Origin of the sequence: Roseateles hydrophilus, from assembly GCF_026712245.1 — a bacterium.
Taxonomy (GTDB): domain Bacteria; phylum Pseudomonadota; class Gammaproteobacteria; order Burkholderiales; family Burkholderiaceae_C; genus Pelomonas; species Pelomonas hydrophilus.
In genome coordinates, this window is sequence record NZ_JAPPUY010000003.1 from 311901 (window position 1) to 327038 (window position 15138).

A 15138-nucleotide genomic window follows, 5' to 3' on the forward strand; every position below is an offset into this window, starting at 1 on the left:
GGTTGGGGGGGGGGGCGCGAGCTCACCCCAAGCTGCGAGTCACGCGCTGATTGCAGCGCATCACGGCGCAGCCTTCTTGTCCACCACCACGATCTCCCCTTCGGCCTTGCCCACCCCCCGCACCTCCGGCCGGTACATGTCCTCCGCAAACGTCGCCGGCACGACGTAGCGCCCGGGCGTGACAACGCGCACCAGGTAGAACAGGTCCAGTGGTGAACCCAGCCGCGCGGCGGCGACGAAGCGGTCGTCGCGGTACTCGGTGTGGACGATGCGTTCGTTGGCATTGGCCTGCGCCACGTTGACGCCTTCCACCGCGAACTCGCCGGCCTGCGGGCCCTGGCTGAGGTTGAGGTTCTCGATCTCGAAGCCGGCGGGGATGCGGTCCACCACCAGGCCGTCCTTGATGGCCTGGGTGGCTTTCACGCGCAGGCGCACGACGAGCATCTCGCCGGTGCTGAACTGCCGCGTGGCCACGGGCTTGCCGTCGGTGGTGAACAGCGTGCGTTCCACCGAGATGCGCTCGGCGCTGGGCGCCAGCGGCTTGATGGGGTAGCCCTGGGCGGTGATGTCCAGGTAGAGCGGCTTGTCGCCGTCGTTCTTCAGCGCGAGGCCGGCGCGCAGCTGCCCGACGTCGAAGCTCTGCTGCCCGTTGCCGCTGCCGGCCCAGGCGTCGACCTTGGGGCCGACGGTGAGCGTGGTCTTCCAGCGGTCGTCCTTGCCGGCGCCTTGTGTGGCGGCCTGCACGGCCAGGAACAGCGCCAGCCGCTCCTGCGTGGAGTAGTGGCTGCGCTGGCGGAAGTCGTCGGCCAGGTCGAACAGCAGGTTCTCGCGCTTGTCGTGCGCCACCTGGTGGCGCAGCAGCAGCGCATACGCCATGGCGCGGTCGCGGATGCGGGAGCCGTAGTCGCCCAGCCATGGGCCCCAGCCGGCGTCGTCGGGCTGGTAGCCGTAGGGGCGGGCCATGGCGTCGTCCAGCGCGGCCTGGGCGCGGGTCTGGTCGCCCATCAGCTTCAGCGCGAGGGACAGCTGCACCAGCGGCAGCGGGCTCAGGGCGCTTGCGCGGTGCTTGTCGTGCAGCGTGCGCAGCGTGGCCAGCGGCGCCTTCTGCTCGCGGGCCAGGATGTAGCCGGCGTGCGCGGCCTCGGCAAAGCGCTGGTGGGCCAGGCGCAGCACCTCGGCCTCGCGGTAGTCGGCGAGGGCGCCCTTGTTGTTGCGGCGCGGGGCGGCCGGCGGCGTGACCTGCTGGCCGGGGCTGCGCTGAAACTGCTCGGTCAGGCCGCCCAGTGACTTGGCGAGCTGGGCCTCGGGCACGGCGAAGCCGGCGTCGCGCGCGTCCTGCAGGAAGCCGGTGACGTAGGCGCTGAGCCAGGCTTCGTAGGGGTTGTCGGCCGCCCACAGGCCGTAGCCGCCGCGCGCCTGCTGCAGGCCGGCGAGCCGGGCGAAGGCGCCTTCCAGCCGCTTGGCGCGCTCGTCGCGCGGCACGGGCGTCAGGCCCCAGCGCTGGGCGGCGGCGTCGTCGATGAAGAGCAGCGGGTAGGCGCTGGAGGTGGTCTGCTCCAGGCAGCCATAGGGGTAGGTGAGCAGGCCGCGCACCTGGGCCTGGATGTCGATGGGCGGCGTGTTGGCCACGCTCAGCGCCAGCGTGGCGGAGCCGGGCCAGTAGGCGTCCAGCAGCGCGCGGTCCACGGCCTGCGTGGCGCCGGGCTCCAGGCGGATGCGGCGGCTGTCGCGCGTCAGCGGCGTGACGGGCTGCACCTGCAGCGCGGCCCCGCGCACCAGGCTCAAGGGCCCGGCGCTGACGGTGAGCTTGAGCGGTGCCAGGCCGTAGGCGTCCAGCGCCTCGGCCTGGAAGCGCAGGATGTGGCGCTGCTTGTCGGCGAGCTTGATGCTGTCGGTCGCGCCGGTGACCCGCACGGGCCCGGTGGCCGACAGCGCCACGCGCACCTCCTGCGACGCGCCGCTGAGGTTGGTGACGTCCACGGCCAGCGTGGCCTTGTCGCCGGGGGCGATGAAGCGCGGCATGTTGAGCTCGGCCACCAGCGGCGCGGCGACGACGGTGTCGGCCTGCGTGCTGCCGTAGCTGTCGGCACTGCTGACGACGGCCATCAGCCGCAGCGTGCCGTTGAAGTCGGGCAGCTTGACGGGCACGCTGGCCTCGCCCTTGGCGTCCAGCACGACGGGGCCGCTGAACACATCCACCAGCAGCAGCTTGCGCGGCAGGCTTTGCGTGTCGCGCTTGCCGGCGTCGCCGCCGAAGCGCTGCTGCGCGGTGTTGCCGTCCATCTTCTCGATGAGGCGGCCGTAGAGGTCCAGCAGGTCGGCGCCATAGCGGTGCTTGCCGAAGAAGAAGTCGGCCGGGTCGGGCGTCTTGAAGTGGGTGATGCTGAGGATGCCCAGGTCTACGGCCGACAGCGTCACCACGGCGCTCTTGCCGGCCAGCTGGGGCACCTTGACCTTGACCGGCAGCGTGGTGGAGGGCTGTGTCTTGGTCGGTGCCTCCAGCGCCACCTTGAGCTTGCGGTCCTCGCGGTACAGCGGCAGGTGCACCAGGCCCAGCGCGCGGGCCGGTGTCACGCGGTCGCCCTGGCTGCCAGGGCGGAAGGCGGCCACGGTCACGTACAGGTCGTTGCGCGCCCAGGCGGCATCGACCGGGATGTCCAGCTCGGTGCCCGAGGCCTTCACGCCGACGCGCCGGCTCCACAGCACGCGGTCGCCTTCCACGGTGACGATGGCCTCGCCGTCGTGCGGCGGCTTGAGGGTGAGCTTGGCGGTGTCGCCCGGCTTGAAGGGCGCGCCCTTGAGCTGCAGCTGCACGCGGTCGGGGCGGTTGCCGATGTCGTCGGCGTCCTGCGCCCCGTAGCCGGCGTAGAAGCCGTAGCGCAGCGTCTGCCGGGTGGCCGGGTCCTCGATCTCCAGCCGGTAGCGGCCCCACTTCACGGGCAGGCTGACGGTGGTCTTGGCGCTGAGGTTGAGCGTGCGGGCCTCGACGAGCTCGTCCGTGGTGTTGAAGCCGGAGTGCCAGCCGCGGCCCTCGTCATAGCGCCAGTACCACTGGCGCTCCTCGTAGGTGAGGGTGAGCTTCAAGTCCCTGGCGGGCTTGAAGGCGCCGGTGGCGTCCACACGCTGCAGCTCGAAGCCGGCCAGGCCGCCCTCGGGTGCGACATGGCGGTCGAACAGCGGCCGCACGGCGACGAGCGCGGGCGCCGGCCACCACGTGCGCTCCAGGCTGCGCACGACGGGCCGGCCGCCGCTCTCCAGCAGGCTGAACGCGCCGCGCACGCGCATGGGCGAGCGGCGCTCGGCCAGGTTGGCGCTGAGCTGCACGGTGGTCTGGCCACTGTCGTCCAGCGTCTGCTCACCCAGGTCCTGGCGCGCGCGGGCCTTGTCGTCGGCAAAGTCGCCGAACACATAGCCCGGCAGCTTCTGCGGCAGCGGGTTGGCCAGGCGCTCGGTGGCCACCGTGGCCTGCAGCGTGTTGCCGGCCGCGGGGGCGCCGTAGAGGTAGTCGCCCTGCACCTGCACGGGCAGGCTGACCTCACCCTGCAGCGGCGCCTCGGGCGCCGTCAGCGTGAGCTTCATGCGCTCGGGCAGGAACTCCTCCACCTTGAAGGCCCACTGCGCATCGGGGGTCTTTGCGGCCGGGTCCACGCGTGCTTGCAGCGTCCAGCCGCCGGTGGGCGCGTCGGCCGGCAGCGCAACGGTGTGCTGAAAGTAGCCTGTACCGGTCTTGCCGGGTTGCACCAGTTGCTCGACGAGCTTGCTGCCGTCCGGCTTCTTGACGGTGAGCGTCAGCGGCAGCAGCTTGGCCGGCAGGCGGCCGTCGGCGTCACGCGACAGCACCGACACCTGGAAGCTCTCGCCGGGGCGGTACAGGTCGCGGCCGGCGTAGACGAAGAGCTTGTTGCTGCGCGAGGGGTGGCCGGTGGCGTCGAACTCGCTGAGGTCCAGCGCCGCGTCGCGCAGCGACAGCACCGACATCTCGCGCCCCTGGCGGGCGAGCACGGCGCGGGCCTTGTCGCTGCTGCCCTGGAACACCGCATGGCCGTTGCCGTCGGTCTGGGCCTGGGCCAGCGCCTGGCCGGTCTCGTCCACCAGGCTGAGCTCGATGCCGCCGAGCGCGCGGCCGTTCTTCAGCGAGGTGGTGAACACGTCCAGCTGCGCGGCGTGGCGGCGCAGGTGCAGGCCGATGTCGGTGACGTAGTAGTGCGTGACCTGGTAGTCCCAGCCGAAGCGGCCGGGCTGGCTCATGATCGCCACGTAGACGCCGGGCTCCTGCAGCGCCTTGATTTTCTCGACCGGCAGGAAGCTGACGTTGCGGCGGTTGGGCCGCTCGTCGGTCTTGAAGCGGGTGAGGTAGACGCTGTCGGTCATCTCGCGCAGCTCGTCCAGCACCCAGCCGCCCACGGTGCCCTTGAGGCGGCGCTGGTTGTCGCCCCAGCCGTCGTAGTAGGCGCCTTCGTCGTCGGCGTTGTCCCGCCCCTGGCGCTCGCGCCGCCCGCTCACCTGCTCCAGGAAGGCCGGCAGCGAGGCCGGCTTCACGCGCAGGAACTGCACGTCCACCTCGGGCGTGTTGATGCTGACCACCGGCAGGCCGCCGTTCTGGCCGGCTGGCAGCACCAGGCCGCGGCTGGCGAAGTAGAAGCTGGCCGGCATGGCCTCGCTGGCGGCCTCGCAGGTCTGCGGCGTGGCCAGTTTGGCGCCCGAGCGCGACGCCAGGCCGGCGTTCATCGTGATGCGGTAGGCGCGCTCCGGCGTGACGTAGGGCAGGTAGAGCACGCGCGGGTTGTCGCCCAGCACCCAGCGCGCCGCCAGCGGCTTGAAGCTGGCGGGGTCGGCCGGCGCGGCCTTGGACGAAGAGTCGTTGGGGTCGGCCTTGTCGCCGGGCGTGCCTTCGGCGGCGCTCAGCAGCGCGCCGAAGTCCTGCCGGCGGTCCAGCGCCTGCGTGAACATCACGGCGATGGCGGGCGAGCCGTCCAGCAGCCGCGCCTTGCACTCGGTGAACGCGAAAGCCGCTTCCTCGGCGCCGATCTCGGCGCTGCTGGGCAGGCCGGGCTGTCGGAAGTGCTGCCACGCGAGGGTGCCCGCCACGGCCACACCGGCCACCACCACCGCCGCTGCGGCGGCCTTCACGACGCTGGAAGCCATCACCATCCCCTGCTGAGTGCGGGGCGAGTGTAGGGAGGCTGGACGGGCGCTCGGCCGGGTCAGATTCCCCAGGTTGGGGATGGCGGCTCAGCGCTGCGGCGTCTGCATGGCCAGCGGCTCATCGAGCAGGGGCCGGTGCGTCTCGCTCAGCGGCACGAGCACGCCCAGCAGCGCCGCGATGAGCGCGGCGCCGAGGCGGAGGCGGGCGGGCGAGAACATGGCTGCATGGTGAGCCAAGGCCACGCGCAGCGGTCCCCCTAGGTTGCAGGTGATTGCTGACGGCGTGGTGGCAGCAGCCTGCGCGGTCAGTGCGCTGGTGGCGTCAGCGGGCAGCGGCGGGCCGGCGCTTGTCCCACAGCGCCATGGCCTCGCCCACCAGGCCACGGCGGAAGGCCAGCACGCAGACGATGAAGATCAGGCCGGTGACCAGGCTGACCGACTCGCCCAGGCCATTGAACCAGGCCACGCCGGTGGTGTCGGCCAGCCACTTGCCGGCGTCGCCGATCTTGTTTTCCAGCGCGATGATGACCAGCGCGCCCACCATGGGGCCCACCAGCGTGCCCATGCCGCCCACCAGCGTCATCAGGATGACGAGGCCGGAGGTGGTCCAGATCGCGTCGGTCAGCGTGGCGAAGCCCAGCGTCAGCGTTTTGGTGGCGCCGGCCAGGCCGGCCAGGCCGGCGGACAGCACGAAGGCCAGCAGCTTGAAGTGGGCCGTGTCATAGCCCAGCGAGGTGGCGCGGGCCTCGTTCTCGCGGATGCTGGTGAGCACCTGGCCGAAGGGCGAATGCACGATGCGGTAGATCAGCCAGAACGCGGCGATGAAGATGCCCAGCACGACGTAGTACAGCGTCAGGTCGCTGCTGAGGTCCAGCCCCAGGAAGCTGCCGCGCGGCACGCTCTGCAGGCCGTCCTCGCCGCCGGTGAACGGCGCCTGCAGGAAGAAGAAGTACAGCATCTGCGCCAGCGCCAGCGTGATCATCGAGAAGTAGATGCCCGAGCGGCGGATGGCCAGCAGCCCGAACACCAGGCCCACGCCGGCCGCGGCCAGCGCGCCGACGACCAGGCCCACCGGCGTGGGCAGGCCCCAGACCTTGAGCGCATGGCCGCACACATAGGCCGCCGTGCCCAGGAAGGCGGCATGGCCGAAGGACAGCAGGCCGGTGAAGCCCACCAGCAGGTTGAAGGCGCAGGCGAACAGCGCGTAGCACAGCACCTTCATGACGAAGATGGGATAGGCGCCCAGCGCGGGCAGCAGCGCGATGCCGACGAAGAGCGCGGCGTAGCCGATGAGCTTGGGGTTCATCACTTCTCTTTTCCGAACAGGCCCGCCGGACGCACGAGCAGCACGATGGCCATGACGACGAACACGACGGTGTTGGACGCCTCGGGGTAGAACACCTTGGTCAGCCCTTCGATGATGCCCAGACCCAGGCCGGTGACGATGGAGCCGAGGATGGAGCCCATGCCGCCGATCACCACCACGGCGAACACCACGATGATGAGGTTGCTGCCCATCAGCGCCGACACCTGCAGGATGGGCGCGGCCAGCACGCCCGCGAAGGCGGCCAGCGCCACGCCACCGGCGTAGGTCAGCGTCACCATCGCCGGCACGTTGATGCCGAAGGCCTGCACGAGCTTGGGGTTCTCGGTGCCGGCGCGCAGCTTGGCGCCCAGCGAGGTCTTCTCGATCAGCGCCCACACGGCGAGGCACACCACCAGCGAGGCCACCACCACCCAGGCGCGGTAGTTGGGCAGGATCATGAAGCCCAGGTTGGTGGCGCCCTGCAGCTGCTCGGGCACCGAGTAGGGCTGGCCCGACACGCCGTAGAAGCTGCGGAACACGCCCTCGATGACCAGCGTGATGCCGAAGGTCAGCAGCAGGCCGTAGAGGTGGTCCAGCTTGTAGAGCCACTGCAGCATGGTGCGCTCGATGACGATGCCCAACGCGCCGACCAGCAGCGGCGCCAGGCCCAGCATGACCCAGTAGTTCAGCCCCAGCAGGTCCATGCCCATCCACGCCAGGAAGGCGCCCATCATGTACAGCGCCCCGTGGGCGAAGTTGATGATGTTGAGCATGCCGAAGATGACCGCCAGGCCCAGCGACAGCATCGCGTAGAACGAGCCGTTCACCAGGCCGAGCAGCAGCTGCCCGAGCAGGGCAGGCAGGGGGATACCGAACAACTCAGTCATGGCATTGGTATTCAGACCCTGGATGCCCGCCGGGCCGCTCCCAAGGGCGGCCAGGGCCGATGTCGATGCCGGCCGGGCCGGCATCGATCGGCGTCCCCTCGGGGGCTGAGGCCGGACTCGGCGAGTCCAGTGGACTCGTCGTGCCTGCCGAAGGGCAGCGGGCTGGCCCGCTGCGCGGTCCGCAGGACCGACCGGACGCGCGCGCGCTCAGCGGCGCGTGGCTGGGCGAGGGGCTCACGATCACTTCTTGACGATCGGGCACTTGCTGTCGGCCAGCTTGGTGTACGCCTCGGCGGCCGGGATGGTCTGCACGACCTTGTAGTAGTCCCACGGCTCGGTGGACTCCTTGGGCGACTTCACCTGCATCAGGTACATGTCGTAGCGGTGGCGGCCGTCGGGGCCGATCTCGCCGTTCTTGGCGAAAAAGTCGTTCACCTTGGTGGCCTTCATCTTGGCCAGCACCTTGTCGGCGTCGTCGGTCTTGGTGGCCTCCACGGCTTTCAGATAGTGCGTGACGGAGGAGTAGTCCGCCGCCTGCAGCATGGAGGGCATGCGCTTCATCTTGTCGAAGAAGCGGCGGCTCCAGGCGCGCGACTCGGCGTTCTGGTTCCAGTACCAGCCGTCCGTCAGGTACATGCCTTCGGTGGCCTTCAGGCCCAGCGAGTGCACGTCGTTGATGAACATCAGCAGGCCGGCCAACTTCATCGTCTTGGTGATGCCGAACTCGTTGGCCGCCTTGATGGAGTTGATGGTGTCGCCGCCGGCATTGGCCAGGCCCAGGATCTGCGCGCCCGAGCCCTGCGCCTGCAACAGGAAGCTGGAGAAGTCGCTGGCCGACAGCGGGTGCTTCACGCTGCCGACGATCTTGCCGCCGGCCTTCTGCACGACAGCCGTGGTGTCGGCCTGCAGGCTGTGGCCGAAGGCGTAGTCGGCGGTCAGGAAGTACCAGCTCTTGCCGCCGCTCTTGACCACCGCGTTGCCCGTGCCGTTGGCCAGCGCCACGGTGTCGTAGGCGTAGTGCACGGTGTAGGGCGTGCAGTCCTCGTTGGTCAGCCGGGCCGAGGCGGCGCCGATGGAGATGAAGACGCGCTTCTTCTCGGCAGCCACCTTGGCCATCGCGATGTTGGCGCCGGAGTTGGTGCCGCCGATCAGCAGGTCCAGCCCCTGCGTGTCCATCCACTCGCGCGCCTTGGCAGAGGCGACGTCGGCCTTGTTCTGGTGGTCGGCGAACAGGAACTCGATCTTCTTGCCGGCGGCCATGCCCTTCATGTCGGCGATGGCCATCTTGATGGCCTCCACGCCGCCCTGGCCGTCGATGTCGGCATACAGGCCGGAGAGGTCCGTGATGATGCCGATCTTGATGACGTCGCCGGACACCTGGGCCTGGGCGCCCAGGGCGCAGGCGCCGAGCGCGGCGGTGGCGAGGGTGGTGCGGATGGCTTTCTTCATGGTCTGTCTCCTGTTGGGTGTGATCAAACGCTGAGCAGCTCGTCGAGCTGGGCCTGGTGGGCAGCCAGCTCGGCAGCGGGAAAGGACAGCACGACCTCGCCGTGCTCGATGACGACGAAGTGGTCCGCCAGCGGGGCGGCGAAGCGGAAGTTCTGCTCCACCATGACGATGGTGAAGCCCTGGGCCTTGAGCGCGCGGATCATGCGCGCCAGGGCCTGGACGATGACGGGCGCGAGGCCTTCGCTGATCTCGTCCAGCAGCAGGATGTCGGCGCCGGTGCGCAGGATGCGGGCCACGGCCAGCATTTGCTGTTCGCCGCCCGACAGCCGCGTGCCGGGGCTGTGGCGGCGCTCGGCGAGGTTGGGGAACATCGCGTAGATCTCGGCCTCGGACATCACCTTGCCGCGCCGGGACTTCAGCGGCGGCGGCAGGCGCAGGTTCTCCTCGGCGGTGAGCGACGCGAAGATGCCGCGTTCCTCGGGGCAGTAGCCGATGCCCAGCTGCGCGATGCGGTGCGTGGGCAGGCCGATGGCCTCCTCGCCGTGGATCTTGATGGAGCCCTTGCGCGCGCCGGTCAGGCCGAGGATGGCGCGCAGCGTGGTCGTGCGGCCGGCGCCGTTGCGGCCGAGCAGCGTGACGACCTGGCCGGGCTGCACGCTGAGGTTGATGCCATGCAGGATGTGGCTTTCGCCGTACCAGGCGTGGAGGTTGTGGATCTCGAGAGCGGGTGTGGCCATGTCAGTGCGCCCCCTGCAGCTCGGTTGCTTCGGTCCCCATGTAAGCCTCCAGCACCGCCGGATGCTTGGACACCGTCGCGTAGTCGCCCTCGGCCAACACCGCGCCGCGCGCGAGCACCGTGATGCGGTCCGCGATGCTGGCCACCACCTTCATGTTGTGCTCCACCATCAACACCGTGCGGCCCTCGGCCACGCGCTTGATGAGCGCCGTCACGCGGTCCACGTCCTCGTGGCCCATGCCCTGCGTGGGCTCGTCCAGCAGCATCAGCTGCGGCTCCATGGCCATGGTTGTCGCGATCTCCAGCGCGCGCTTGCGGCCATAGGGCAGGTCGGCGGCCTTCAGCTGCGCCATGTCGCGCAGGTCGACGAGCTCCAGCAGCGCCAACACCTTGGCGTCCAGCGTCTTCAGGCCCGTCAGGCCCTTCCAGAAATGAAAGCTCGTGCCGGTGAAGCGCTGCAGCCCGATGCGCACGTTCTCCAGCACCGTGAGGTGCGGGAACACCGCCGAGATCTGGAAGCTGCGGATCACGCCGCGGCGGGCGATCTGCGCGGAGGTCTCGCCGGTGATGTCATGCCCCGCGAACACGATGCGGCCGCGCGTGGGCGTGAGGAACTTGGTGAGCAGGTTGAAGCAGGTGGTCTTGCCCGCCCCGTTGGGGCCCAGCAGGGCGTGGATGTGACCTCGCTGCACCCGCAGGTTCACGGCGTCCACGGCCGTGAAGCCCTTGAACTCCTTCGTGAGGTCGCTCGTCTCCAGAATGATGTCGCTCATGGATGGGGGGCTGAAGCGTTGCGGCTGACTCTAGGGCCTGTCGGCAGGCTGCGGGCTCGGGGCATTCACCCCCCTGAGCCTGTCACCTCGGCGGCAGCGAGGAAGCGCTCCACCAGGCCGATCTGCTCGGGCGTGTTCAGTGCCGGCGCATGGCCGCAGCCGGCAATGGTGGCCACCGCCGCGCGCGGGCCGTGCTCGCGCATGGCCTGGGCGGTCTCGGCGGTCAGCAGCGTGGAGTCCTCGCCGCGCAGGCACAGCACCGGCAGGTCCAGCTGGTCCCAGGCGTGCCAGAGGCTGTAGTCGTCCGGGTGGTGCTGGAACTGCAGCGCCAGTGCCGGGTCGTAGTGCGGCGTCAAGCGGCCATCGGGCAGGCGGCGCAGCGAGGTCTCGGTCAGGTGGCGCCACTGGGCGTCGGTCAGTGCGCCGAAGCTGGCGTAGATCTCGCGGAAGTAACGCTCCAGTGCGCTGACGGTGGCAAAGGCCGGCGGCTGGCCCGCATAGGCCTGGATGCGCGCCAGCGCGGGCGCGGCGAGTTCGGGGCCGTTGTCGTTGAGCACCAGCCGCTTGATGCGCCCGCGCAGCCGCGTGGCGGCAGCCAGCGTGCCGACGGCGCCGCCCATGGACGTGCCCACCCAGTGCACCTTCTGCAGGCCCAACTGGTCCAGCAGCGCCTCGGCCTGCTCCACGTAGAACGACAGGCAGTACTCGCGTGCCGGGTCCACCGCCCATTGCGACAGGCCGCGGCCTAGCGTGTCGGGGCACACCACGTGCCAGCGCGCGCTCAGCGCGGCGGCGAAGTCGTCGAAGTCGCGGCCGCTGCGGGCCAGGCCGTGCCAGGCGATGACGGCCGGCAGCCCCGGGTCGCCCCAGGTCGTGACGTGCAGCTCGCGGCCCAGGCAGCTGAGGTAGTGCGATCTCATGCTTGCTTCCTCCCTCGCGCCCAAGAGGCCAGCCGCAGCCGCCCGACGATGCCGCCGGGGAAGTGGTAGACCGCCAGCACGAACAGCACGCCCAGCCACAGCAGCCAGCGGTCGGGCGACACCAGCGTGCTCAGCACCGGCACGCCCTCCACCAGCGCGCCCGCACCCTTCAGCAGCGCCTGCAGGTAGTTCTGCGCCACGATGAACAGCACGCTGCCGATGACGGCGCCGTACACCGTGCCCATGCCGCCGATGACGACGATGAGCAGCAGGTCCAGCATGATCTCCATGCTCATGGCCGTCTCGGGGCCGGTGTAGCGCAGCCACAGCGCCAGCAGCGCGCCGCCGCAGCAGGCCAGCAGCGCGGCGATGACATTGGCGCCGGTGCGGTAGACGACGGGCCGGTAGCCGATGGCCTCGGCGCGGAACTCGTTCTCGCGGATGGCCTGCAGCACGCGGCCAAACGGCGAGTTGACGATGCGCAGCAGCAGCAGGATCAGCGCCGTGACGGCGGCGAAGAGCAGGTAGTAGATCAGCAGCCGGCCGTCCAGCATGACGCCCAGCAGCGGCTCCTCCATGAACTCGGTGGACGGGCGCAGCACGTCAGGCAGCTGGAAGTTCAACCCGTCCTCGCCGCCGGTGATGTCACTGAGCTGGGAGCACAGCGTCATGAAGGCCGAGGCCACGGCCAGCGTGATCATCGCGAAGAAGATGGCCTTCACGCGCAGGCTGGCCAGGCCCATGGCCAGCGCCAGCACGGCGCTCAGCGCGAGGGCGGCGACGAAGCCGAGCGCGAGCGAGCCCCAGTCCGGCCCCATGCGCGTGGAGGCGATGGCGATGCCGTAGGCGCCGATGCCGACGAACATCGTGTGCGCGAAGCTGACGATGCCGGTGTAACCCAGCAGCAGGTCGTAGCTGGCCACAAGCAGGATGAACACCAGCACCTTGGCCGCGACGTTCAGCGCCTGCGTGCCGGGGAAGATGAAGGGCGCCCCGAGCAGGCCGATGAAGCAGGCGGCGAGCAGGCCGGCCAGCAGACGGCTGCGCGGCAGGTCGTGGGAAAGCAGCGCGCGCAGCATCACTTGGCTCCGACGGGGTAGAGGCCCTGCGGGCGCCACAGCAGGATGGCGACCATCAGCCCGATGTTGCAGAACAGCGCGGCCTTGGGCGCGAGGAAGCCCACGTAGTTGGCCACCAGGCCCACCAGCAGCGCGCCCACCAGGCAGCCCAGCGTGGAGCCCAGGCCGCCGATGATGATGACGATGAACAGCAGCAGGTTGACCTTGGCGCCGATCTGCGGCTCCACGCCCTGCTGCACCAGGCCCCACAGCACGCCGCCCAGGCCGGCGAGCGCCGCGCCGGCGACGAACACGCCGACAAACAGCCGGCGGATGCGGTAGCCCAGCGCCTCGACCATCTCGCGGTCCTGCACACCGGCCCGGATCAGCAGGCCGAGCTTGGTGCGGTTCAGCACGAGCAGCAGGCCCACGAGCACGACGATGCCGATCAGCATGGCCAGCACGCGGAACTTCTCCACCGCCACGTCGCCCATCAGGAAGATGCCGCGCAGGGCCTCGGGCAGGGGCAGCGGGATGAGCTGCGCACCCCAGCTGGCCTTGATCAGCTCCTCGCCGATGATCATGCCGCCCATGGTGATGAGGATCTGCTTCAGGTGCTGGCCGTAGACGGGCCGCACCAGCACGCGCTCGAACACCAGGCCCACGGCGGCGGCGATGGCCATGCCGGCGAGGCACGCGGTTGCGAGCGCTGCCAGGTTGGCGAGGACGTCGGGGCTGGTGGCCCACGGCGCCATCGCCGCCAGCACGGTCGTGGCCATGAAGGCGCCCAGCGCGATGAACACGCCGTGGCCGAAGTTGAGGACGTCCATCAGGCCGAACACCAGCGTCAGGCCGGAGGCGATGACGAAGATGATCAGGCCCATGGCAATGCCGGCCAGCGTCAGGTTGAGCCAGGTGGAGGGGCTGCCAGTGAGGGGCAGGGCGAGCAGCGTGATGGCTGCGAGCAGGGCCAGGGGTTTGGGGTCGAGCTTCATGTGCTCACTGCTTCAGGTTGATGGCGAGTGCCGTGCCGGGATGCGCGCCCGGCAGCGCGGTAACTTTCTTCTGCGGGGCCAGAAGAAAGTCACCAAAGAAGAGGCCCTGAACCGCACACGACCTGTCTCCTGCGGCGAGTGGCGCGCGAAAACACGCAGTTGTTTGGCGGGCAGACGCGACCCGCTGCGCTCTCGCGGCTGTCCCTGTGACGAGCGCCATCCATCGCCCCTTCACGCCGCTTAACGCCGGCTGCACGCCGGGCTCATCAGGAATTGCCGCGTCGCTGGGGCGACGGCACGAGCGGTAGTGATCGGCAGTGCCGCCCGGGTGGCGCTGCATGGGGCGGAGGCGCGAGCCCGAAGGCTTGTCGAGACGGCTCATTGATGCGCCCCCAACGACAACCCCAACAGCCGCTGTTGCAAGCCAGCGTCCTCGATCAACTCGGCCATCGCCCCGCGATGCACGATCCGCCCGTCATCCATGACGGCGACCGAGTCACCCAACTCCGCAGCGACCCGGAAGTTCTGCTCCACCAGCAGCACCGTCGTCTGCGACGTCTTCTTCAGCTCGCGCAGCGCCGCGATCAGGTTCTCCACGATGGCCGGCGCCAGGCCCTTGCTCGGCTCATCGATGACCAGCAGCTCGCGCGGCTCGATCAGCGCGCGGGCGATGGCCACCATCTGCTTCTGCCCACCGCTCAACTTGCCCGCCGGGTGCTGCCAGAAGGTCTTCAGCGCGGGGAACAGGCCGAACAGCCAGTCCAGCCGCGCGGCATCCAGGTCCGCCAGCCGCTTGGCCGAGCGTGCCGCCAGCAGCAGGTTCTCCGCCACGGTCAGCTCGCCGAAGATGCCCATGGTCTCGGGCACGTAGGCGATGCCGCGCGACGCGATGTCGGGAGTGGCGAGCTTCGTGATGTCCTCGCCCTTGAACGTCACCGTGCCGGCGCTGGCCGTCCACAGGCCCATCAGCGTGCGCAGCGTGCTCGTCTTGCCGGCGCCATTGCGGCCCAGCAGCATGGTCACCTGGCCAGCCGGCACGTCGAGGTCCACGCCGTGCAGCAGGTGGTAGGCGCCGACGTGGGTGTGGACGCCCTTCAGCGATAGCAACGGCGCGCTCATGCCGCCACCCCCAGGTAAGCCTCTTGCACGATGGGCGAGGCGATCACCGTCGCCGGGTCGCCATCGGCCACCAGCTTGCCCTGGTGCAGCACGATGATGCGGTCGGCCAGTTCGCGCACCACGTCCATCTTGTGCTCCACCAGCAGCAGCGTGTGGCGCTTCTCCGCCTTCAGCGCGCGGATCAGGTCCAGCACCACGGGCACCTCGTCCACGCTCATGCCGGCCGTCGGCTCGTCGAACAAATACACCTTGGGGTCCAGCGCGATCAGCATGGCCACTTCCAGCTTGCGCTGGTCGCCATGCGGCAGGCTGGCGGCCGTGTCGGTGGCGCGGTGGGCCAGCCGCACGCGTTGCAGGATGGCCTCGGCTTCCGTGATCAGCGCCTTGTGCGACAGCCACACCGACAACAGCTTCAGCCCCAGGCCGCGCCGCGCCTGCACGGCCAGGCGCACGTTCTCCAGCACCGTGAGGTGCGCGAACAGCTGCGTCAGCTGGAAGGCCCGCCCGAGCCCACGCCGCGTGCGGACGGGCGCGGGCAGCTTGGTCAGGTTCTCGCCGTCCAGCCACACCTCGCCGCTGCTCGCCGGCAACTGGCCGGAGATGAGGTTGAAGTAGGTCGTCTTGCCCGCGCCATTGGGGCCGACGATGGCGGTCAGCGTGCCCGGCTGGAAGGCACAGCTCACGCCATCGACGGCCACATGGCCGCCGAAGCGGATGGTGAGGTTCTTGGTTTCGAGCACGGGCCGCCGT

Annotated in this window: 13 protein-coding genes; all 13 read right to left on the reverse strand. The window is 69.9% G+C overall.

Annotated features, from left to right (window positions below; genetic code table 11):
- Window positions 1–60: 60 nt before the first annotated feature.
- Complete coding sequence (locus NYO99_RS13090; protein ID WP_268167654.1) at window positions 61–5145, reverse strand: alpha-2-macroglobulin family protein; 5085 nt, start codon at window positions 5143–5145, stop codon at window positions 61–63.
- 87 nt (window positions 5146–5232) lie between these two features.
- On the reverse strand, window positions 5233–5364 hold the full coding sequence (locus NYO99_RS13095) for a hypothetical protein (RefSeq protein WP_268167655.1): 132 nt from the start codon (window positions 5362–5364) through the stop codon (window positions 5233–5235).
- A 103-nt stretch (window positions 5365–5467) separates the two neighbouring features.
- Window positions 5468–6451 (reverse strand): branched-chain amino acid ABC transporter permease, encoded by a 984-nt coding sequence (locus NYO99_RS13100; RefSeq protein WP_268167656.1) that lies wholly within the window; start codon window positions 6449–6451, stop codon window positions 5468–5470.
- On the reverse strand, window positions 6451–7338 hold the full coding sequence (locus tag NYO99_RS13105; protein ID WP_268167657.1) for a branched-chain amino acid ABC transporter permease: 888 nt from the start codon (window positions 7336–7338) through the stop codon (window positions 6451–6453). Before NYO99_RS13105 ends, NYO99_RS13100 begins: the two co-directional genes overlap by 1 nt.
- 240 nt (window positions 7339–7578) lie before the next feature.
- Complete coding sequence (locus tag NYO99_RS13110) at window positions 7579–8787, reverse strand: ABC transporter substrate-binding protein (RefSeq protein WP_268167658.1); 1209 nt, start codon at window positions 8785–8787, stop codon at window positions 7579–7581.
- 23 nt (window positions 8788–8810) lie between these two features.
- Window positions 8811–9524 (reverse strand): ABC transporter ATP-binding protein, encoded by a 714-nt coding sequence (locus tag NYO99_RS13115; protein WP_268167659.1) that lies wholly within the window; start codon window positions 9522–9524, stop codon window positions 8811–8813.
- Window position 9525: 1 nt separating this feature from the next.
- Window positions 9526–10296 carry an ABC transporter ATP-binding protein gene (locus NYO99_RS13120; RefSeq protein ID WP_268167660.1) on the reverse strand — a complete coding sequence of 257 codons (771 nt, stop codon included), beginning with the start codon at window positions 10294–10296 and terminating at the stop codon, window positions 9526–9528.
- A gap of 65 nt (window positions 10297–10361) precedes the next feature.
- Window positions 10362–11216, reverse strand: coding sequence for an alpha/beta fold hydrolase (locus NYO99_RS13125; RefSeq protein ID WP_268167661.1), 855 nt, complete (start codon window positions 11214–11216; stop codon window positions 10362–10364).
- Window positions 11213–12295: a branched-chain amino acid ABC transporter permease gene (locus NYO99_RS13130; protein WP_268167662.1), complete on the reverse strand. Its 1083-nt coding sequence runs from the start codon at window positions 12293–12295 to the stop codon at window positions 11213–11215. The genes NYO99_RS13125 and NYO99_RS13130 overlap by 4 nt, the downstream gene beginning before the upstream one ends.
- Window positions 12295–13269 carry a branched-chain amino acid ABC transporter permease gene (locus NYO99_RS13135; protein WP_268167663.1) on the reverse strand — a complete coding sequence of 325 codons (975 nt, stop codon included), beginning with the start codon at window positions 13267–13269 and terminating at the stop codon, window positions 12295–12297. Before NYO99_RS13135 ends, NYO99_RS13130 begins: the two co-directional genes overlap by 1 nt.
- A 4-nt stretch (window positions 13270–13273) precedes the next feature.
- On the reverse strand, window positions 13274–13651 hold the full coding sequence (locus NYO99_RS13140; protein WP_268167664.1) for a hypothetical protein: 378 nt from the start codon (window positions 13649–13651) through the stop codon (window positions 13274–13276).
- Window positions 13648–14388, reverse strand: coding sequence for an ABC transporter ATP-binding protein (locus NYO99_RS13145; RefSeq protein ID WP_268167665.1), 741 nt, complete (start codon window positions 14386–14388; stop codon window positions 13648–13650). Before NYO99_RS13145 ends, NYO99_RS13140 begins: the two co-directional genes overlap by 4 nt.
- On the reverse strand, window positions 14385–15128 hold the full coding sequence (locus tag NYO99_RS13150; RefSeq protein ID WP_268167666.1) for an ABC transporter ATP-binding protein: 744 nt from the start codon (window positions 15126–15128) through the stop codon (window positions 14385–14387). The genes NYO99_RS13145 and NYO99_RS13150 overlap by 4 nt, the downstream gene beginning before the upstream one ends.
- Between the last annotated feature and the right edge of the window lie 10 nt (window positions 15129–15138).

What these genes read in the sequence shown, in the direction of transcription:
- NYO99_RS13140 (WP_268167664.1), bottom strand. Translation starts at nt 13,651, where the DNA reads ATGAGCCGTCTCGACAAGCCTTCGGGCTCGCGCCTCCGCCCCATGCAG.
- NYO99_RS13110 (WP_268167658.1), bottom strand. Translation starts at nt 8,787, where the DNA reads ATGAAGAAAGCCATCCGCACCACCCTCGCCACCGCCGCGCTCGGCGCC.
- NYO99_RS13100 (WP_268167656.1), bottom strand. Translation starts at nt 6,451, where the DNA reads ATGAACCCCAAGCTCATCGGCTACGCCGCGCTCTTCGTCGGCATCGCG.
- NYO99_RS13095 (WP_268167655.1), bottom strand. Translation starts at nt 5,364, where the DNA reads ATGTTCTCGCCCGCCCGCCTCCGCCTCGGCGCCGCGCTCATCGCGGCG.
- NYO99_RS13130 (WP_268167662.1), bottom strand. Translation starts at nt 12,295, where the DNA reads ATGCTGCGCGCGCTGCTTTCCCACGACCTGCCGCGCAGCCGTCTGCTG.
- NYO99_RS13115 (WP_268167659.1), bottom strand. Translation starts at nt 9,524, where the DNA reads ATGGCCACACCCGCTCTCGAGATCCACAACCTCCACGCCTGGTACGGC.
- NYO99_RS13125 (WP_268167661.1), bottom strand. Translation starts at nt 11,216, where the DNA reads ATGAGATCGCACTACCTCAGCTGCCTGGGCCGCGAGCTGCACGTCACG.
- NYO99_RS13135 (WP_268167663.1), bottom strand. Translation starts at nt 13,269, where the DNA reads ATGAAGCTCGACCCCAAACCCCTGGCCCTGCTCGCAGCCATCACGCTG.
- NYO99_RS13105 (WP_268167657.1), bottom strand. Translation starts at nt 7,338, where the DNA reads ATGACTGAGTTGTTCGGTATCCCCCTGCCTGCCCTGCTCGGGCAGCTG.
- NYO99_RS13120 (WP_268167660.1), bottom strand. Translation starts at nt 10,296, where the DNA reads ATGAGCGACATCATTCTGGAGACGAGCGACCTCACGAAGGAGTTCAAG.
- NYO99_RS13090 (WP_268167654.1), bottom strand. Translation starts at nt 5,145, where the DNA reads ATGGCTTCCAGCGTCGTGAAGGCCGCCGCAGCGGCGGTGGTGGTGGCC.
- NYO99_RS13145 (WP_268167665.1), bottom strand. Translation starts at nt 14,388, where the DNA reads ATGAGCGCGCCGTTGCTATCGCTGAAGGGCGTCCACACCCACGTCGGC.